The following is a 19,591-nucleotide window of genomic DNA, read 5'->3' as shown; positions in this document are numbered from 1 at the left end:
TGTTGTGCTGTCGCCACCTTCCGTAACGTCCTCAACTGGCAGCGGTGAATATGCCGCTGCCGCCGTGGGGGAGCCTCGATTCGGGAGAGGACGGCGCCGGGATGGGCTGGGTAACCGACTGGAGTGCGCAGGCAGCCTGCCGCACTACTGATCCGGATGAACTGTTCGTACAAGGGGCAGCGCAGAACAGGGCCAAGGCGGTGTGCACCGGATGCCCGGTGCGGACCGAGTGCCTGGCCGACGCGCTGGACAATCGCGTCGAGTTCGGCGTGTGGGGTGGGATGACCGAGCGGGAGCGCCGTGCGCTGCTGCGCAGGCGGCCGACGGTGACGTCCTGGCGCCGGCTGCTGGAGACCGCCCGCAGTGAGTACGAGCGCTCCTCGGGCATCCTGCCCGTGGCGATCGGCCTGGAGGACAGCGAAGAGCTGCACGAGACGTTCGCCGCCGTCGGCTAGCCCCCGGCGGACCGTACGGTGTACGGCTTGCGTGGGACGAGGGGCTAGGCGGCCCCGTCCGGTGCGGAACCGGTCGCGAGGCGGTCCCCGATGGCGCGCAGGCCCGAGAGGTCATGGACGTCTCCGGGCAGCGCGGCCACGGCGGCCACGGCCACCTCGGGGTGCAGCGCGGTGAAGCGGTCGCGTGTGTCCTGTTCGCGCGCGACCACCTGCATCCGCTCGGCATGCAGACGGAGCAGGCCCGCGGTCAGTTCTTCGGTTGTGACGGCTGCCGTCCCGGCAGGCCGGGGACCGGAGTCCGGCGTGGGTGCGTACCCGTCCGTGGGGGAGTCGGCGGGCTCACGAAGTCCAGCCTTCCCGGCCGTCTGATCCACAATGCCGCCGGTTTCAAGATTTTCTGCTTCAAGTTTCTCCGCGCCGGCCAGCGCCTGCTCGGCCGAGAGCCGCGCCGCCTCGCTGTCGTGGACCCGGTTGAGCACCAGCCCCGCGAGCGGCATGTCCTCCGCGGCCAGGCGCTCCACGAAGTACGCCGCCTCGCGCAGGGCGTCCCGTTCCGGAGTCGCGACGACGAGAAACGCCGTACCGGGTGCCTGAAGGAGTTTGTACGTGGCATCCGCGCGGGTACGGAAGCCGCCGAACATGGTGTCCATCGCGGCAACGAACGTCTGTACGTCACGCAGGAACTGACCGCCCAGCAGCTTGCCCAGCGTCCCAGTCATCATCGACATGCCCACGTTGAGGAACTTCATCCCCGCGCGGCCGCCCATCTTCGCGGGCGCCATCAGCAGCTTGATGAACTTCCCGTCCAGGAACGACCCCAGACGCTTCGGGGCGTCCAGGAAGTCCAGCGCGGAACGCGACGGCGGCGTGTCCACGACGATCAGGTCCCACTCGTCCCGCGCCCGGAGCTGCCCCAGCTTCTCCATCGCCATGTACTCCTGTGTGCCCGCGAAGCCGGCCGACAGGGACTGGTAGAAGGGGTTCTCCAGGATCGCGCGGGCCCGCTCGCCGTCCGCGTGCGCCTCGACGATCTCGTCGAAGGTCCGCTTCATGTCGAGCATCATGGCGTGCAGCTCACCGGAGCCCTCGATGCCCTTCACCCGGCGCGGGACGTTGTCCAGTGAGTCGATGCCCATGGACTGGGCGAGCCTGCGGGCCGGGTCGATGGTCAGGACGACGACCTTGCGGCCGCGCTCCGCCGCCCGCACCCCGAGGGCCGCCGCGGTGGTCGTCTTGCCGACGCCGCCCGAACCGCAGCAGACGATGATCCGGATGCCCGGGTCATCGATCAGCGCGTCGGTGTCCAGATCGGGTACGCCTTGCGAACCGGCACCATCGGGTACGCCTTCCGAACCGGCACCCCCGCCGGCCCCCGCCTTCGTGCGCGCTGTCATGAACCCGCCCCTCGTCCGGCTCCCGCTTGCCCCACGCCCTGTTCCCGGAGCGCGGCCGCCAGGTGGTCGAGCCCGGCCCGGTCCACCCCCTCGCCGATCAGCGGCAGCTCGTACCCCGGCAGCCCGAGCCCGGCCAGCACGGTGCGCTGCTCACGCTCCAGCGCGACCCGCTGGGTGTGCTCGGCGGCCTGCTCGACCAGCGGGCGTACGAGCCCCGCCGCGCCGGTCACGCCCGCCCGCGTCAGCGTCTTGGCGATCTCCTTGCGCCGTCCGCCCACCGTGGCGCGCAGCGCGTCCCCGTCCAGTAGCTGCGGGCGCACCATGTTCACGATGACCCGGCCCACCGGCAGCTCGGCGGCGCGCAGCTCCGCGATGCCGTCCGCGGTCTCCTGGACCGGCATCTCCTCCAGCAGCGTCACCAGGTGCACCGCGGTCTCCGGGGACTTCAGCACCCGCATCACGGCCTGCGCCTGATTGTGTATCGGGCCGATCCGGGCGAGCCCGGCCACCTCGTCGTTCACGTTGAGGAAGCGGGTGATGCGGCCGGTCGGCGGGGCGTCCATGATCACGTAGTCGTAGACGAACCGGTTCTGCCGGTCCTTGCGGCGGACCGCCTCGCACGCCTTGCCGGTCAGCAGGACGTCCCGCACGCCGGGCGCGATGGTGGTGGCGAAGTCGATCGCGCCGAGCTTCTTGAGCGCCCGGCCCGCGCTGCCGAGCTTGTAGAACATCTGGAGGTAGTCGAGGAGCGCCAGCTCCGCGTCGATCGCGAGGGCGTAGACCTCGCCGCCGCCCGGAGCGACGGCGATCCTGCGCTCCTCGTAGGGGAGGGAATCCGCCTCGAAGAGCTGGGCGATGCCCTGCCTGCCCTCGACCTCCACGAGGAGGGTGCGCCTGCCCTCGGCCGCGAGGGCGAGCGCGAGGGCGGCGGCGACCGTGGTCTTACCGGTACCGCCCTTGCCGCTGACGACCTGGAACCTGCTCACGTATTCGAGCCTAACCAGTCGCACCGCAGGCTACGCACGAGGCTGCGCGTCCCCCGGATTGTGCAGGCATTACAGTCGGGCCATGACCAAGTGGGAATACGCGACCGTGCCCCTTCTCGTGCACGCGACCAAGCAGATTCTGGACACCTGGGGCGAGGACGGCTGGGAGCTGGTCCAGGTCGTTCCCGGCCCGAACAACCCCGAGCAGCTCGTGGCGTACCTGAAGCGGGAGAAGCAGTAGTGGCGGGCACCGTCGAGGCGAAGCTCGCCGAGCTCGGACTGCCGCTTCCCGCCGTCGTACCGCCGCTGGCCTCGTACCAGCCGGCCGTGCAGTCCGGGGTGTACGTGTACACGTCCGGTCAGCTGCCCATGGTCGACGGCAAGCTGGCGGTGACCGGCAAGGTCGGCGCCGAGGTCACGGCCGACGAGGCGAAGGAGCTCGCGAAGACCTGCGCGCTGAACGCCCTCGCCGCCGTGAGGTCGGTCGCGGGCGACCTGGACCGGATCGCCCGGGTCGTGAAGGTCGTCGGCTTCGTCGCCTCGGCCACCGACTTCACCGGCCAGCCCGGTGTGATCAACGGCGCGAGCGAGCTGCTGGGCGAGGTCCTCGGCGACAGGGGTGTGCACGCCCGCAGCGCCGTGGGCGTCGCCGTGCTGCCGCTGGACGCGCCGGTCGAGGTCGAGATCCAGGTCGAGCTGACCGGGGTCTGATCCGTACCGTTCCACCCCTGATCCCGTCCGGCCGTGAGGGCCGGACGGGATCTTGTGTATGTACACCCCATGTACGGATCCGGGGACCCCTCGAACATCGACGCGGTTCCGGATAGCCTCCGGCCATGTCCAATGGTCAGTGGTACCCCCCGGAATGGCCCGGCCGGATCAGGGCCCTCGCCGCAGGCGAGCTGACGGCCGCCGAGCCCCGGCGGGCCGCCACCGTGATGCTGCTCCGGGACGACGCCACCGGCCGCGGGGGTGCGCCCGCCGTCCACATGCTGCGCCGGCGCACCTCGATGGCCTTCGCCGGAGGGGCGTACGCCTATCCGGGTGGCGGCGTCGACCCGCGTGACGACGACCGGCTCGTCCGCTGGGCCGGCCCCGCGCTGGAGACCTGGGCGCACCGGCTGGGTATCGGCACGCCGGCCGAGGCGCAGGCCGTCGTCTGCGCAGCGGTCCGCGAGACGTACGAGGAGGCCGGGATCCTGCTGGCCGGTCCGACGGCGGAGACCGTCGTCACCGACACCACCGGCGACGACTGGGAGGCCGATCGCGCGGCGCTGGTCGCGCGGGAGCTGTCGTTCGCCGAGTTCCTGGAGCGGCGCGGGCTGGTGCTGCGCTCGGACCTGCTCGGCGCATGGGCGCGCTGGATCACGCCGGAGTTCGAGCCGCGCCGCTACGACACGTGGTTCTTCGTCGCCGCGCTCCCCGAGGGGCAGCGCACCCGGAACGCGTCGACGGAGGCCGACCGCACGGTGTGGATCACCCCGGGCGACGCGGCCGACGGATACGACCGGGGCGAGCTGCTGATGATGCCGCCGACCGTGGCGACGCTGCGGACGCTGCGGCCGTACGCCACCGCCGCGCAGGCGCTGGAGGCGGCATCGGACCAGGACCTCACCCCCGTACTCGCGCAGGCACGGCTGGACGGTGACGAGCTGGTGCTGAGCTGGCCGGGGCACGAGGAATTCACCAAGCACGTTTCCACCGCCGGTGCGGACGAAACGCACGGCGGGGAGAAAAAGGGCGACGCGGAAGGCGGTGCGGCATGAGCGACGCGGCGGCGCTGCCCGGACAGCCACGCGGCAGTGTGCTGTCAGGTCCGGCCACGACCCGTGCGGTCAACGTCCTGGCGCCCAACCCGTCGGCGATGACGCTGGACGGGACCAATACGTGGATCGTCGCCGAGCCCGACTCGGACCTGGCCGTCGTCATCGACCCGGGTCCGCTGGACGACGCCCATCTGCGGGCCGTCATCGACACCGCCGAGCGGGCGGGCCGCCGGATCGCGCTGACGCTCCTCACCCACGGCCACCCCGACCACGCGGAGGGCGCGGCGCGGTTCGCGGAGCTGACCCGGACCAAGGTGCGCGCGCTCGACCCGGAACTGCGGCTCGGCGACGAGGGCCTGGGCACGGGTGACGTGATCACGACGGGCGGCCTGGAGATGTACGTGGTGCCGACGCCCGGCCACACGGCGGACTCGCTGTCGTTCCACCTGCCGGCCGATCAGGCGGTGCTGACCGGAGACACGATCCTCGGACGCGGGACGACGCTGGTGGCGCATCCGGACGGGCGACTCGGGGACTACCTCGACTCGCTGCGCCGGCTGCGCTCGCTGACGGTGGACGACGGGGTCCACACGGTGCTGCCGGGGCACGGGCCCGTGCTGGACGACGCGCAGGGGGCGGTGGAGTTCTACCTCGCCCACCGCGCGCACCGGCTGGCCCAGGTGGAGACCGCGGTGGAATCGGGCTACCTGACCTCGTCCGAGGTGGTGGCCCACGTCTACGCGGACGTGGACCGATCGCTGTGGCCGGCCGCGGAGCTGTCGGTGCGGGCGCAGCTGGACTACCTGGCCGAGCACGGGCTGATCTGACATGCGTGAGGGGCCCCGCCGGTGCCGGCGGGGCCCCTCACGACGACGGGTCAGCGCGACCGCTTGGCCAGCCGTTCCACGTCCAGGAGGATCACCGCGCGGGCCTCGAGACGCAGCCAGCCGCGGCCGGCGAAGTCGGCGAGGGCCTTGTTGACCGTCTCGCGGGAGGCGCCGACCAGCTGGGCCAGCTCCTCCTGCGTCAGGTCGTGCACCACGTGGATGCCTTCCTCGGACTGGACGCCGAAGCGGCGCGACAGGTCCAGGAGGGCGCGGGCGACGCGGCCGGGCACATCGGAGAAGACCAGGTCGGACATCTGGTCGTTGGTCTTGCGCAGGCGCCGGGCGACGGCGCGCAGGAGGGCGGTGGCCACCTCGGGGCGCGCGTTGAGCCAGGGCTGCAGGTCGCCGTGGCCGAGGCCGAGGAGCTTGACCTCGGTCAGCGCGGTGGCGGTGGCGGTGCGGGGGCCCGGGTCGAAGAGCGAGAGCTCACCGATCAGCTCGCCGGGACCGAGGACGGCCAGCATGTTCTCGCGGCCGTCGGGGGAGGTGCGGTGGAGCTTCACCTTGCCCTCGGTGACCACGTAGAGGCGGTCACCCGGGTCACCCTCGTGGAACAGCGCGTCACCGCGCGCGAGGGTCACCTCACTCATCGAGGCGCGGAGCTCCGCGGCCTGCTCGTCATCGAGCGCCGCGAAAAGCGGGGCGCGCCGCAGAACGTCGTCCACGAGTTCTCTCCTTGTCGGCCTGTTCAGGGAACCGTGGTCCCCATCATGCCGGACGGTAAAACAGTGCGATCAATCACAAACCAGTTTGACGCACGCGCGTGCCGAGGGGTACGGCAGGGGGCCGATTGGGGGCGGATCACCCGTGACCGGGGCGGATGTCAGTGCCGGGCTCTAGGCTGGCCGAGTGTCCGGATTGCCGGTGAGAGCGCAGGCCAAGGGGGCTGATGGGGTGTCGGAGGGCCGTGATTCCGCTGTGGGCGAACAGGGTGCGGGCAAAGGGAAGAACCTGAAGAAAACGGCGGAAACCGCCACCGGGAAGGTGAAGAGCCGGGCCGCCGGGGCCGGCTCGGCCGGGCGGGCGAAGCCGGGGGATGCCGGGGCGTCAGGAGCCGCCGCGCCGAAGAAGAAGCCGGGGCGCCCGGAATCGCATCTGGCGATGGTCCGCCGCGCCCGCCGGATCAACCGCGAGCTCGCCGAGGTCTACCCGTACGCCCATCCGGAGCTGGACTTCCGGAATCCGTTCGAACTGCTCGTCGCCACGGTTCTCTCCGCCCAGACCACCGACCTGAGGGTCAACCAGACGACACCCGCCCTCTTCGCCGCCTATCCCACCCCCGAGGACATGGCCGCCGCCGTGCCGGAGAAGCTGGAAGAGCTCATCCGGCCCACCGGCTTCTTCCGGGCCAAGGCGAAGTCGCTCCTCGGCCTGTCCGCCGCGCTCCGCGACGACTTCGGCGGCGAGGTGCCGGGGAAGCTCGCGGACCTCGTGAAGCTGCCGGGAGTCGGCCGCAAGACGGCCAATGTCGTGCTGGGCAATGCCTTCGGGGTGCCCGGAATCACCGTGGACACCCACTTCGGGCGGTTGGTCCGGCGGTGGAAGTGGACCGAGCAGGAGGACCCGGAGAAGGTCGAGGCGGAGGTCGCGGCGATCTTCCCCAAGAGCGAGTGGACCATGCTCTCGCACCGCGTCATTTTTCACGGCCGCCGCGTCTGCCACGCCCGCAAGCCCGCCTGCGGCGCCTGCCCGATCGCTCCGCTGTGTCCGTCGTACGGTGAGGGCGAGACGGACCCGGAGAAGGCCCGCAAGCTCCTGAAGTACGAGATGGGCGGCAAGCCGGGCCAGCGGCTGAGCCCGCCGCCGGACTACCCGGGAAGCCCGGCCCCTCCCCTGGGCGCCGACTGACGCGTACCGCCGCTGCGGAACGAATCGCGGGACGACGGGCGTTGTGAGACGGAGGGGTGCCTATGAAGACGCATGAGACCGGCACGGAGCGCGGTGGGGCGGACGGCCCTGCGGTCATGGTGTCGGAGGAGGGCCTGCCCGAGTGGCTCGATCCGGTCGCCCGTACCGCGCGCACGGTGCGGCCGCAGCAGCTCAGCCGCTTCCTGCCGCCGGAGAACGGGGCGGGGCGCCAGTCGGCCGTGCTCGTCCTGTTCGGCGAGGGCGCGCGCGGCCCCGAGCTGCTTCTGATGGAGCGCGCCGGAAGCCTGCGCTCGCATCCCGGCCAGCCGTCGTTCCCCGGCGGCTCGCTCGACCCGGAGGACGGCGACCAGGCCACGACCGGGCCGCTCAGGGCCGCTCTGCGCGAGGCCGAGGAGGAGACCGGCCTCGATCCGCGCGGGGTGCAGATCTTCGGTGTGCTGCCCCGTCTCTACATCCCCGTGAGCAGCTTCGTGGTGACCCCGGTCCTCGGCTGGTGGCGGACGCCCAGCCCGGTCGATGTGGTCGACCCGGGCGAGACGGCGCGGGTCTTCACGGTCCCCGTGGCGGATCTCACGGACCCGGCCAACCGGGCGACGGCCGTCCACCCCAGCGGACACCGGGGCCCGGCATTTCTGGTCGAATCCGCACTCGTCTGGGGGTTCACGGCCGGTGTGATCGACCGGATTCTGCACTTCGCGGGCTGGGAACGCCCCTGGGACAGAGCCAGGCAGGTGCCGCTCGACTGGCGCGCATGACAGGCTGACTTCCGTGCTCCACCGATCCGGGACCGCCCGGACCACGGAGACGTACGGGCCCGGTGACGAATCTGCGAGGCTATAGACGGTGAACGTGCTGGACATCCTGCTGCTGGCCGGAGCCGTGTGGTTCGCGGTCATCGGCTACCGCCAGGGGTTCGTCGTCGGCATTCTGTCGGTGATCGGGTTCCTGGGCGGCGGTCTCGTCGCCGTCTATCTCCTGCCGGTCCTGTGGGACCAGATGACGGACGGTTCGGAGGTCTCCTCCACCGCGGCCGTCGTCGCGGTCGTCATCGTGATCGTGTGTGCGTCGGTGGGCCAGGCGTTCACCACCCATCTGGGAAACAAACTCCGCCGGCACATCACGTGGTCGCCCGCGCGCGCCCTGGACGCGACCGGCGGCGCCCTGGTCAACGTGGTGGCGATGCTGCTCGTCGCCTGGCTCATCGGCTCGGCCCTGGCGGGCACCTCGCTGCCGACGCTGGGCAAGGAGGTCCGTAGCTCCTCGGTCCTGCTGGGCGTCTCCCGGGTGATGCCGCCCCAGGCGTCCACCTGGTTCACGGACTTCTCCTCGGTCCTCGCGCAGAACGGCTTCCCGCAGGTCTTCAGCCCGTTCGCCAACGAACCCATCACCGAGGTCAAGGCCCCCGACCCGGCGCTGGCCGGCAGCCCCGTCGCCGCGCGCGCCAAGCAGTCCATCGTGAAGGTCGTGGGTACGGCCCCCAGCTGCGGCAAGGTCCTCGAAGGCACGGGGTTCGTGTTCTCCGGCCGCCGGGTGATGACCAACGCCCACGTCGTCGGCGGTGTCGACGAGCCGACCGTCCAGATCGGCGGCCAGGGACGCCTGTACGACGCGAAGGTCGTCCTCTACGACTGGCAGCGCGACATCGCCGTACTGGACGTCCCGGACCTCGACGTCAAGCCCCTGCAGTTCACCGGTCCCGACAGCGACGCGGAGACGGGCGACAGCGCCATCGTCGCGGGCTTCCCCGAGAACGGCTCGTACGACGTACGTTCCGCGCGCGTGCGGGCCCGCATCGACGCCAACGGCCCCGACATCTACCACCGGGGCACGGTCCGCCGTGATGTGTACTCGCTCTACACCACGGTCCGTCAGGGCAACTCCGGCGGCCCGCTGCTGACCCCCGAGGGCAAGGTGTACGGAGTCGTGTTCGCGAAGTCGCTCGACGACCCGGACACGGGCTACGCGTTGACGGCGGACGAGATCCGCGACGACATCACGCAGGGCCGTACCGCCAACCAGCAGGTCGACAGCCAGGGGTGCGCGCTCTGAGGGTCTCCGGGCGGCCCGTGCGGGACCGTCGGTGCGTCAGTTGCGGGGATGGCGCAGCCGCGCCGAGACCCAGCGGGCCCGGCGGCGGAGGATGCGTGAGATGCCGAGCCGCGGATCATGCATGACGTGCAAAGCGTGCACCCGGCCCTGAAGGCCGTCCCCCTCATGAATGCCCGGAACCGCCGTGGCGGTCGAGCGACGATTGCGTGCTGCGTCACCGAAGTCGTGCGTCCAGCCCATACCCGGACGTCTGCCCGTGCCTCATGGTCCGTAATCGCCTGTCCGTCAGCCAATTGGCTTATGCGGCAGGCACGTGGCCGTTCGTGGAACAGGTGTGCCAGAAGGGCTAGCGATCGGGCTCGGAATCCTTGAGCCAGTTGATGAGTTCGGCCGAGAACCCCGCCGGATCCTCCTCGTGCGGGAAGTGACCCAGACCGTCGAAAAGTCGCCACCGGTACGGCGCCTCGACGTACTCGCCGGACCCGGCCGAGCTGCGGGTGCGGACCGCCGGATCGAGTGAACCGTGAAGGTGCAGGGTCGGCACCCGAACGGGCCGCTTCATGCGCCGGTAGAACTGGATGCCGTCCGGGCGGGCCAGCGAGCGCACCATCCAGCGGTACGGCTCGATCGAGCAGTGCGCCGTCGAGGGGATCGTCATGGCCCGCCGGTACACACCGAGCGTCGCCTCGTCGGGGAACACGGCCTTGCCCGGCCCCGCCCAGTCGCTGATCAGACGGCCCACCAAGGCACCGTCCTCGGCGACGAGCTGACGCTCCGGCACCCAGGGACGCTGGAAGCCCCAGATGTACGACCCGGCCCGGGACTGCCCGAAGTCGGAGAGCATCGAGGAGCGCCACCGCCTCGGGTGGGGCATCGACGAGACGACCAGCCGGCGCACCAGCTTGGGGCGCATCACCGCCGCGGTCCAGGCCAGGTAGCCGCCCATGTCGTGGCCGACGAGAGCGGCGTCCGGCTCGCCGAGGGACCTGACCACGCCCGTGATGTCGAGCGCCAGGTTGGCGGGATCGTAGCCGCGGGGCGTGCGGTCGCTGCCGCCGACGCCGCGCAGGTCCATCGCCACGGCCCGGAAGCCGGCCTCGGCGAGCGCGGGCAGCTGGTGGCGCCAGGTCCACCAGAACTGCGGGAAGCCGTGCAGGAGGAGGACCAGCGGCCCTTCACCCATCTCGGCGATGTGGAAGCGGGCGCCGTTCGCCGCGACGTCCCGGTGGGTCCAGGGGCCGTCGAGGCGGACGGGGCCGCCGGCCGGGGCGGACGGTGCGGGAACGGTCATGTGGACGAGCGTGCCACAGCCGACGCCTTGTCCTGGACCGGTGCGCTCTCGATGGCCCGGTCGGAGCGGGTGCTGCCGCCCACCGGGAGGATCGCGTCGGCGGCGGTCTCGGGGCGCGGGTGCGGCTTGACGCCCTGGAGGACTGCGGCGGTCTGCTTGGCGGAGGCGATGGACTTCTCCGGCGGCTTGACCTTCTTGATCTTCGCGTAGCCGAAGAGCGCGAGCAGAACGCCCAGCAGGATGAACGCGCCGCCCACGATCAGGAACGACCAGGCGAGGCCGAGGCCCAGGTTGTGAATGCCGTAGGCAGCCGCGAAGCTCAGCACCGGGATCGCGAAAAGGATCAGCACGCCGGTGACGATGAACGCCACACTCCCGATGACGCCGCGCTTGACGTCCTGCCGCACCTCGGCCTTGGCCAGGGCGATTTCGTCGTGCACCAGCGCCGACAGTTCGGCTGTCGCCGACGCGACCAGCTGGCCGAGACTGCGGTCGGCGCTGCCCGCGTAATTGCCGGGGTCGCTCATCCCTGACTCCCTCTCCTGTTCAACACGTCCGATGTCAGATCATGCCGGACTGTCCGGCCTGTTGCTCGCTGCCCCCGCCAGTCGGGCAAGGCGGCGGTGCTCGGCCGCCTTCTCCTCGTAGATCGCGGCCATCCTCAGGTGGTACGCCGGATCGTCCTGTTCGTAGACGTCCGGCACCCCGGAGCCGTCCTCGTCGAGTTCCTCGGCGTCGGACAGCGCCCTGTATCTGCGTACCCGCAGTTTGAGCAGTACACCGGAGAGTACGGCCGCGATGAGGGAGCCGAGCAGAACTGATGCCTTGATCCCGTTGATCATGTCGTCGTCACCGGCGAACGCGAGTTCCCCGATCAGCAGCGACACGGTGAAGCCGATGCCGGCGAGGGTGGCGATCGCGAAGACGTCCGCCCAGGCCAGGTCCTTGTTCAGCTCGGCCCTGGTGAGCCGGGTGGTCAGCCACGTACCGCCGAAGACGCCGATCGTCTTGCCGGCGACGAGGCCCAGGACGACCCCGAGGGTTTCCGGATGGTCGAACACGGCGCGCACCGCGCCGCCGGAGAGGGAGACCCCTGCGGAGAAGAGTGCGAAGACCGGCACGGCGAAGCCCGCCGAGAGCGGGTGCACCACATGCTCGATGCGCTCACCGGGGGAGTGCTTCTCGCCGTCGCGGCGGGTGCAGCGCAGCATGAGGCCCATGGCGACACCGGCGATGGTGGCGTGCACGCCGCTGTTGTACATCAGCCCCCAGATGACCAGGGCGAGCGGCACGTAGACGTACCAGCCGCGCACACCGAGGCGGAGCAGCAGGTAGAAGAGGCCCAGGCCGAGGAAGGCGCCGCCGAGCGCGAGGAAGTTGATGTCCTCGGTGAAGAAGACGGCGATGATGAGGATCGCGAAGAGGTCGTCCACGACGGCGAGCGTCAGCAGGAAGGCCCGGAGCGCGGCGGGCAGCGAGGTGCCGATGACGGCGAGAACGGCGAGCGCGAAGGCGATGTCGGTGGCGGTGGGGACCGCCCAGCCGTCCTTCGAGCCGTCGCCGAGGACGTTCACCAGGGTGTAGACGATCGCCGGGGCCGCCATGCCGCAGAGCGCGGCGGCCACGGGGAGCGCTGCGGCCTTCGGGTCGCGCAGTTCGCCCGCCACGAGTTCACGTTTGAGTTCGACGCCCGCGACGAAGAAGAAGACCGCGAGCAGCCCGTCGGCGGCCCAGTGCTCCACGGAGAGGTGCAGACCGAGGGTTTCGGGCCCGATGTGGAAGTCGCTGACGGCCGTGTAACTCGCACCCGCCGTGTTCGCCCACACCAGCGCGGCCACGGCGGCGACCAGCAGGAGGACGCCCCCGACGGTCTCCGTGCGCAGGGCGTCGGCGACGTAGTTCCGCTCGGGGAGCGGCAGCCGCCCGAGGAAGGTGCGGCGCGGGCCGGCGGGCGTGGGGGTGGGTGTGGCCACGGGGGGAGACCTCCGGGTCGGTACGGCAGCGATGGCATGGCTGATGCACTTGCCGACCAGACTTCCCGGCACCCCTGTGGAGATTTTCTTATCTTGTTGTCGATCAGCTGCCACTGTACCGGCGGGGTGAGGAGCTGAGGATGCCCGGGAGCGGTGATCTCACGGTAAAGGCCCGAAGGGCACCCGGCGCGCTGCCGGGTGCCCTTCGGATCGTGCGTCGGTGTCAGTCCTCGGAGGGGGCCGACGGCAGCTGGCTCTGGATCAGGTCCATGACCGAGGAGTCGGTCAGGGTCGTGACATCGCCCAGGGCCCTGTTCTCCGCCACGTCGCGGAGCAGGCGGCGCATGATCTTGCCGGAACGGGTCTTCGGCAGCTCGGCCACCGGCATGATGCGCTTCGGCTTGGCGATCGGGCCGAGCGTCGCCCCCACGTGGTTGCGCAGTTCCGCCACCAGTTCGTCGGAGGGGGTCGCCGTGCCCCGCAGGATGATGAAGGCGACGATGGCCTGGCCGGTGGTCTCGTCGGCGGCGCCGACGACGGCTGCCTCGGCGACCGACGGGTGCGAGACGAGCGCCGATTCGACCTCGGTGGTCGAGATGTTGTGCCCGGACACCAGCATGACGTCGTCCACCCGGCCGAGCAGCCAGATGTCACCGTCCTCGTCCTTCTTGGCGCCGTCGCCGGCGAAGTACTTGCCCTCGAAGCGCGACCAGTAGGTGTCGAGGAACCGCTGGTCGTCGCCCCAGATGGTGCGGAGCATCGACGGCCACGGCTCGGTGAGGACCAGATAGCCGCCTCCGCCGTTGGGGACCTCGTTGGCCTCGTCGTCCACGACGGTCGCGGAGATGCCCGGCAGGGCGCGCTGGGCGCTGCCCGGCTTGGTCTCGGTGACGCCGGGCAGCGGCGAGATCATCATCGTGCCGGTCTCGGTCTGCCACCAGGTGTCCACGATCGGGCACGTGTCGGCACCGATGTGCTTGCGGTACCAGACCCAGGCCTCGGGGTTGATCGGCTCACCGACCGAACCGAGGACGCGCAGGGACGACAGGTCGAACTTGGCGGGGATGTCGTCCCCCCACTTCATGAACGTACGGATCGCCGTCGGTGCGGTGTAGAGGATCGTGACCCCGTACTTCTGGACGATCTCCCAGAAGCGCCCCTGGTGCGGGGTGTCGGGGGTGCCCTCGTACATCACCTGCGTGGCGCCGTTGGCCAGCGGCCCGTAGACGATGTAGGAGTGCCCGGTCACCCAGCCGATGTCGGCGGTGCACCAGTAGACGTCGGTCTCCGGCTTGAGGTCGAAGACCGCGTGGTGGGTGTACGCCGCCTGGGTGAGGTAGCCCCCGGAGGTGTGCAGGATGCCCTTGGGCTTCCCGGTGGTGCCCGACGTGTACAGGATGAACAGCGGCTGCTCGGCCTCGAACGCCTCGGGCGTGTGCTCGGCGGACTGGCGGCCCGTGATCTCGTGCCACCAGACGTCGCGGCCCTCGGTCCACGCGGTGTCCTGGCCCGTACGGCGGACCACCAGCACGTGTTCCACGCTGTCGATACGGGAGACGGCGTCGTCGACCGCGGGCTTGAGGGCAGAGGGCTTGCCGCGGCGGTACCCGCCGTCGGCGGTGATGACGACCTTCGCGTCCGCGTCCTGGATGCGGGCGGCGATGGCGTCGGCGGAGAAGCCGCCGAAGACCACCGAGTGCGCGGCGCCGATGCGGGCGCAGGCCAGCATCGCGAAGGCGGCCTCGGGGATCATCGGGAGGTAGACGGCGACCCGGTCGCCCTTGCCGACACCGAGTTCGGTGAGGGCGTTGGCGGCGCGGGAGACCTCGTCCTTCAGCTCCGCGTAGGTGATAGCGCGGCTGTCGCCGGGCTCGCCCTCGAAGTGGATGGCGACCCGGTCGCCGTTGCCCGCTTCGACGTGGCGGTCCACGCAGTTGTACGCGACGTTGAGCTCGCCGTCCGCGAACCATTTCGCGAAGGGCGGGTTGCTCCAGTCGAGGGTCTCGGTCGGCTCGGTGGCCCAGGTCAGGCGGCGGGCCTGCTGTGCCCAGAATCCCAGCCGGTCCGCTTCGGCCTGCTCGTACGCCTCTGCGGTGACGTTGGCGTTGGCGGCCAGCTCGGCAGGCGGAGCGAACTTCCGCTCTTCCCGAAGCAGGTTGGCCAGGCTCTCGTTGCTCACGACTTCTCCCAGTCCCAGGGTGTCCGTTGTGTCCCGGGGCATAGCTCATCAGTCCCGAGGCCGGGTGACAAGTGTCTGCCAGGAATTGGTTTAGACCTGTGTCTCGTGTATAGAGGCATGATCCCGCCTCCGCGCCGTCGCGGCATGGTGCAGCACACCATCGGTGCGGGCGCTTCCGACACGGAAGCGGGATCACCAGGTCTTACGGATCCGAGGGGCCGGCGGTTCAGGCGCCGGTACGCGCCGGCTCCGCCGGGTGTGCCGGTGGGATCGGGTGCGACGGTGGGGTCGGGTGCGACGGTGCGATCGGGTCGAACACCTCGGCCGTGCCGCTCTCAGTGCTCGCGCCTTCGTCCAGCAGATAGGACTGGGCCTCGGCCACGTGGAAGTACATGCCGTGGAGCTGAAGGGTGCCGTCGGCGATCCGGTGTGCCACCGATGGGTGGGCCCTCAGATGGTCGAGTTGCTGGACGACGTTGGCGAGGCAGAGTTGCTCCACCGCGTCGGCGGGCAGCCGGCCGGAGAGTCGCACCGGGGCGTCTTCGGTCGAGTTCACCCGAGTCAGGCTGGGGAGCCCGTGCCGGAGCCAGCGCCACAGCGATGTGTCCGGGGCTTTCGGGGCGGCCCCCAACAGCGCTTTCATCGCGCCGCAGTCCGAATGGCCGCAGACGGTGATGGACTCGACGCCGAGCACGTCCACCGCGTACTCGATCGCGGCTCCCACCGAGTGGTCGCCCTCCTCGGCGTCGGGGGGTGGCACCAAATTGCCGATGTTCCGCACGGTGAACAGGTCGCCGGGGCCGCTGGCCGTGATCATGCTCGTCACCAGGCGGGAGTCCGCGCAGGTGATGAAGAGCTGCGAGGGGCTTTGGCCTTCCCTGGCGAGTCGTGCCAGCTCTCCCCGGACGAGGGGCGCCGTATCCCGCTGGAACGAGCTGAGACCCCTGACCAGCCGGTGATCGCGGACTGAGCGCGAGGGCCGGCCGGCGGATGCGGGCTGCTGGGCGGTGGTGGCGGGGGCATCGGCCGCGGGGGTCTGCGTCCGCGACGAGGGCGGGTGCTGCGTGAAGGGCGGGGAGGGCTCGGAGGGTGCCCTGGTGCCGGTGCCGGTGCCGGTGCCGGTGCCGGTGCCGGTGTGAGGGGGAGCGGGGGTGGCGGTGGGTGTGGGGCTGCCCGGGGCCGGGCTGGTGGCGGTCGCGATCCCGGTCGGGACGGCTGGTGCGGTGTCTGCGCCTCCGGCGGATTCGGCGACGTGGGCGGGGCTCGGCGGGTGGACTGCGCCCGGGGCGTATGCCGTGCGCTGCGGGGCCTCGCCCGCGTCGGCATCCGCACCGCCGTCGACCTCTGGCGGAGGGGCGTGCTCGGGCCGGTCGTGGCAGTGATGGTTGCGCCAGGGGGTCCATGGCCGGCAGCAGGAGTGCGCTGCCGCGGCGGGCTCGGCGATTCTGCCGCCGAACCTCCCGGCGAAGGCGACGTGGCCGCCGTGGGCCGCGTGGGCGCTGCTCCAGTCCTGGATCGTCTCGTACGCGGCGTGGTCCATGAACGAGCCGTCCAGTTCCACGACGACATCGGCATCCTGGGGAAGTCGCCCCAGCACCCGGCTGAGGCGGGGAACGGCCAGGAAGGTCAACTGGCCGCGGACGAGAACGAGGTGTTGCCCGTTCCGTTCGGACACCGAGATCCGGGTCCGGCCCAGTCGGTGCAGCGCGACGGCCACTGCGACGGCGATGCCGATGACCACGCCCTTGAGCACGCCGACGACCAGAACCCCGGCGATGGTGGCGCCGTACACCAGGAACTCCCGGTGCCTATGGACGTTGCGGATGTGGGCCAGGCTCACCATTTTGAGGCCGACCATCATCACGAGTGCCCCGAGGGCGGCCAGCGGGATGCGCTCCAGGACGCCGACCAGCAGGGCAGAGGCGACCAGGATCCATACGCCGTGCAGCACGGTGGACGCGCGGCCGGTCGCCCCGGCCCTCACATTCGCCGAACTGCGCACGGCCCCACCGGAGACCGCGAGTCCCCCGAGCAGGCCCGACACCGCGTTGGCGACGCCTTGCGCGCGTAGCTCCCGATCGAGGTCGGAGCGCTTGAGGAGGGGTGGCACGGGCCGCTGGGTGGCGTCCGACTGGTCGACGCCCTCGCGCGTCTCGTCCACCTCGCATGCCTTGTCGTCCGATGCGCATCCGGACCGCGCCGGGGAGTCTGTCGCCTGGGCACGGCTCCGGTCGGCGGCCAGCTTGTCCACGGCGACGGCGGCGAGCAGCGATTCCAGGCTGGCCACCAGCATCATCGTGAACACTGCTGTGGCCAGACCGAGCACCGGTCCGTGGGGCATTTCGGGCAGGGCGTGGGACCGCCAGGAAGGCAGATCGACCCGGGCGATCGACGGCGCCGCCCACGCGGCCACGACTGTGGCCAGGCCCACGGAGGCCAGGGCCGCCGGAGTGCGGCGCAGGAACCGCCCGGTCCGTCCGGGCAGGCGTGGCCACAGGACGAGGACGGCTACGGTGAGCGCGCCGATCAACGGTGCGGCGGGACTGACACGTGCCAGTTGATCGGGGAGATGCAGCACATTGGAGATCGCCGAACTCTGCGGTGAACCGCCCAGCACGATGTGCAGTTGAGCGAGCGCGATGGCCACGCCGATGCCGGCGAGCGTGCCGTGGACGATGGCGGGGCTGACGGCGAGTGCGCTACGGGCTGCCCGCAGTGAGCCGAGTGCGAGCTGAAGCAGGCCCGCCCCGATCGTGATGGCGCAGGTGGTGCGCCAGCCATAGATCTGGATCGTCTCGGCGGTGACGACGGTCAGTCCGGCGGACGGGCCGGAGACCTGCAGGGGAGTGCCGCCGAGGAGTCCGGCGACGATGCCGCCGACTGCGGCGGAGATGAGACCCGCCTCCAGAGGGGCTCCCATGGCAACGGCCAGACCGAGCGACATGGGGATGGCGAGCAGAAAGACAGTGATGGACGCGGACACATCGGCGCCCGAGATGCGGAATCGTCCGCCGCGCGGCGGCGGGGGCGGGCTGTGTGGTCGCTTGACTCCCGAGGACCGGGAGGGGCGCGAACTGCGGGACGAGTGGTCGTGGCGAGTGGGTACGCAGGCAGACATATTTCCCGTCTCCTCCTGAGCGGCGCGGTCGTGAACTCGATGACGCGGCCGTGGGTCATGGCATGCAGCGGCGGGATATCTCAACTCTCGGTAAACAGACAGTAATGGAGAGTAAAGAGTCATGTCCAGGATTGAGCGCAAATGGGCCATCCAGCCACCCATTCCGGTGAATAGTCAGCTTTTCATTCGGCCTGTCGTGCTGGCTCTTGGGCAGTGCGTGCGACTTTGGCCGCGCCGTGTCGGCACCCGGCGCAAGCTACCTGCGAGAAAGAGGTGGGCGGATGATGGCCGCCGCGAAGAAGTCGATGGGCGCCACGAAAAGGATCGGCCTGGGCGTCGTGGCCGTGGCGCTGGTCGCGGGAGCGGCCGGGTGCGCGGGAACCGGCTCCGGAGCGGAGGGCTCCGGTCTCGGGGCCGTGAACGGCGCAGCGGGAGAGAAGAAGAAGGGCGCCGAAGCCGCGCCCAAGCGTGTGTTCCGGGCCATCGGCGATGGCTCCACGGCGTTCACGGGGGTGCAGCCCAGGCAGCCGCTGGTGAATCGCCTGACGACGAGCCAGAAACCCCCGCAGTTCGTGGTGTTCTCATGGGACGGCGCGGGAGAGGACAGCCAGCGGCTCTTCTCGCACTTCCGCGAGGTGGGCAAGAAGTACAACGCCGCGATGACGTACTTCCTCAGCGGCGTATATCTGCTGCCGGAGGGGAAGCGGACGCAGTACGACCCGCCCAAGCACAACGCCGGTGCCTCGGACATCGGTTTCAACGACACCCAGGGCATCCGCGACACCCTGACCCAACTCCGTGGGGCCTGGCAGGACGGCAACGAGATCGGCACCCACTTCAACGGGCACTTCTGCGGCAAGGACGGCGGCGTCGGCACCTGGACCGTCGAGGAGTGGAAGAGCGAGATCAGCCAGGCCAAGTCATTCGTGAAGGGCTGGAAGACTAACGACCCGGTCCTCAAGGACGAGACGGCGTTGCCCTTCGACTACGACAAGGAACTCGTCGGCGGCCGCACCCCCTGCTTGGAGGGCCAGAAGAACATGGTCGCGGCAGCACGCACCATGGGATTCCGCTACGACTCCAGCGGTGTCAACGATCAGGTGTGGCCCCAGAAGAAGAACGGCGTCTGGGATCTCTCCATGCAGCTGGTGCCGGTCCCGGGGCGCGAGTTCGAGACGCTGTCGATGGACTACAACTTCATGTTCAACCAGTCCGGGACGACGCAGGGCGACCCGGACAAGCACGAGTACTGGGGCAATCAGATGCGTGACGGCCTGCTCCAGGCGTTCGATCGCGCGTATGACGGCAACCGCGCGCCACTGATCATCGGCAACCACTTCGAGTCCTGGAACGGTGGCACGTACATGCGCGCCATCGAGCAGACGATCGCGGCGGTCTGCACCAAGAAGGACGTGCGCTGCGTCTCGTTCAGGCAGCTGGCGGACTGGCTCGATGCCCAGGATCCGGCGACCCTGGCGCAGCTTCGGACACTGAAGGTCGGCCAGGCGCCCAAGGCCGGGTGGCCCGCCTTCCTCAAGTCGGGTGTGGGCCAGGAGCAGTCGGCCTCGAAGGCGCCGGCCGCGGCCGCGGGCAATCCGGCTGGTCGTTAGAGCCGATGGCTCCG

18 protein-coding genes are annotated in these 19,591 nt (G+C 70.5%); 9 read left to right on the top strand and 9 right to left on the bottom strand.

Annotated features, from left to right (window positions below):
* Window positions 1–101 precede the first annotated feature (101 nt).
* Entirely contained in the window at window positions 102–455 is a 354-nt protein-coding gene (locus ACFZAT_RS15740) for a WhiB family transcriptional regulator (protein ID WP_203601634.1), read from the top strand.
* Window positions 456–499: 44 nt separating this feature from the next.
* On the opposite strand, the gene ACFZAT_RS15735 is transcribed toward ACFZAT_RS15740, so the two are convergent.
* Window positions 500–1,849 carry an ArsA-related P-loop ATPase gene (locus ACFZAT_RS15735; protein WP_391264628.1) on the bottom strand — a complete coding sequence of 450 codons (1,350 nt, stop codon included), beginning with the start codon at window positions 1,847–1,849 and terminating at the stop codon, window positions 500–502.
* A complete protein-coding gene (locus tag ACFZAT_RS15730) occupies window positions 1,846–2,835 on the bottom strand; it encodes an ArsA-related P-loop ATPase (protein ID WP_391264626.1) in 990 nt (329 codons plus the stop codon). The genes ACFZAT_RS15735 and ACFZAT_RS15730 overlap by 4 nt, the downstream gene beginning before the upstream one ends.
* Before the next feature lie 82 nt (window positions 2,836–2,917).
* On the opposite strand from ACFZAT_RS15730, the gene ACFZAT_RS15725 reads away from it, so the two are divergent.
* From ACFZAT_RS15725 to ACFZAT_RS15710, 4 genes are all read left to right on the top strand, one after another.
* Entirely contained in the window at window positions 2,918–3,076 is a 159-nt protein-coding gene (locus ACFZAT_RS15725; protein ID WP_003991873.1) for a DUF4177 domain-containing protein, read from the top strand.
* A complete protein-coding gene (locus ACFZAT_RS15720; RefSeq protein ID WP_391264624.1) occupies window positions 3,076–3,546 on the top strand; it encodes an Atu1372/SO_1960 family protein in 471 nt (156 codons plus the stop codon). Before ACFZAT_RS15725 ends, ACFZAT_RS15720 begins: the two co-directional genes overlap by 1 nt.
* A gap of 125 nt (window positions 3,547–3,671) precedes the next feature.
* Window positions 3,672–4,601 carry an NUDIX hydrolase gene (locus ACFZAT_RS15715; protein ID WP_391264622.1) on the top strand — a complete coding sequence of 310 codons (930 nt, stop codon included), beginning with the start codon at window positions 3,672–3,674 and terminating at the stop codon, window positions 4,599–4,601.
* Window positions 4,598–5,428, top strand: coding sequence for an MBL fold metallo-hydrolase (locus tag ACFZAT_RS15710; protein ID WP_391264620.1), 831 nt, complete (start codon window positions 4,598–4,600; stop codon window positions 5,426–5,428). Before ACFZAT_RS15715 ends, ACFZAT_RS15710 begins: the two co-directional genes overlap by 4 nt.
* 50 nt (window positions 5,429–5,478) lie before the next feature.
* On the opposite strand, the gene ACFZAT_RS15705 is transcribed toward ACFZAT_RS15710, so the two are convergent.
* Complete coding sequence (locus ACFZAT_RS15705; RefSeq protein WP_014046869.1) at window positions 5,479–6,153, bottom strand: Crp/Fnr family transcriptional regulator; 675 nt, start codon at window positions 6,151–6,153, stop codon at window positions 5,479–5,481.
* 253 nt (window positions 6,154–6,406) lie between these two features.
* On the opposite strand from ACFZAT_RS15705, the gene nth reads away from it, so the two are divergent.
* The 3 genes from nth to ACFZAT_RS15690 all read left to right on the top strand — a co-directional run bounded on the left by nth (window position 6,407) and on the right by ACFZAT_RS15690 (window position 9,406).
* Window positions 6,407–7,336, top strand: a complete 930-nt coding sequence (gene nth, locus ACFZAT_RS15700; RefSeq protein WP_391264617.1) for an endonuclease III — start codon at window positions 6,407–6,409, stop codon at window positions 7,334–7,336.
* 62 nt (window positions 7,337–7,398) lie between these two features.
* Window positions 7,399–8,112, top strand: a complete 714-nt coding sequence (locus tag ACFZAT_RS15695) for an NUDIX domain-containing protein (protein ID WP_391264615.1) — start codon at window positions 7,399–7,401, stop codon at window positions 8,110–8,112.
* 88 nt (window positions 8,113–8,200) lie between these two features.
* Window positions 8,201–9,406, top strand: a complete 1,206-nt coding sequence (locus ACFZAT_RS15690; RefSeq protein WP_391264613.1) for a MarP family serine protease — start codon at window positions 8,201–8,203, stop codon at window positions 9,404–9,406.
* A gap of 36 nt (window positions 9,407–9,442) precedes the next feature.
* On the opposite strand, the gene ACFZAT_RS15685 is transcribed toward ACFZAT_RS15690, so the two are convergent.
* From ACFZAT_RS15685 to ACFZAT_RS15660, 6 genes are all read right to left on the bottom strand, one after another.
* Complete coding sequence (locus ACFZAT_RS15685) at window positions 9,443–9,646, bottom strand: hypothetical protein (RefSeq protein WP_073966437.1); 204 nt, start codon at window positions 9,644–9,646, stop codon at window positions 9,443–9,445.
* 106 nt (window positions 9,647–9,752) lie between these two features.
* Entirely contained in the window at window positions 9,753–10,697 is a 945-nt protein-coding gene (locus ACFZAT_RS15680; RefSeq protein ID WP_391264611.1) for an alpha/beta fold hydrolase, read from the bottom strand.
* Window positions 10,694–11,224, bottom strand: a complete 531-nt coding sequence (locus ACFZAT_RS15675; RefSeq protein WP_073966435.1) for a phage holin family protein — start codon at window positions 11,222–11,224, stop codon at window positions 10,694–10,696. Before ACFZAT_RS15675 ends, ACFZAT_RS15680 begins: the two co-directional genes overlap by 4 nt.
* A gap of 39 nt (window positions 11,225–11,263) precedes the next feature.
* Entirely contained in the window at window positions 11,264–12,670 is a 1,407-nt protein-coding gene (gene nhaA / locus ACFZAT_RS15670; RefSeq protein WP_391264608.1) for a Na+/H+ antiporter NhaA, read from the bottom strand.
* 223 nt (window positions 12,671–12,893) lie between these two features.
* Window positions 12,894–14,891: an acetate--CoA ligase gene (gene acs, locus ACFZAT_RS15665; RefSeq protein ID WP_391264606.1), complete on the bottom strand. Its 1,998-nt coding sequence runs from the start codon at window positions 14,889–14,891 to the stop codon at window positions 12,894–12,896.
* A 184-nt stretch (window positions 14,892–15,075) separates the two neighbouring features.
* Window positions 15,076–17,967, bottom strand: coding sequence for a SulP family inorganic anion transporter (locus tag ACFZAT_RS15660; RefSeq protein ID WP_391264604.1), 2,892 nt, complete (start codon window positions 17,965–17,967; stop codon window positions 15,076–15,078).
* Window positions 17,968–18,248: 281 nt separating this feature from the next.
* Here ACFZAT_RS15660 and ACFZAT_RS15655 point away from each other — a divergent pair, with 281 nt between their 5' ends.
* A complete protein-coding gene (locus ACFZAT_RS15655; RefSeq protein ID WP_391264602.1) occupies window positions 18,249–19,577 on the top strand; it encodes a hypothetical protein in 1,329 nt (442 codons plus the stop codon).
* Window positions 19,578–19,591: the final 14 nt, after the last annotated feature.

This window comes from Streptomyces sp. NPDC008163, assembly GCF_042956885.1.
Lineage (GTDB): Bacteria > Actinomycetota > Actinomycetes > Streptomycetales > Streptomycetaceae > Streptomyces > Streptomyces drozdowiczii_A.
This window is presented reverse-complemented; position numbering and strand designations above follow the sequence as displayed.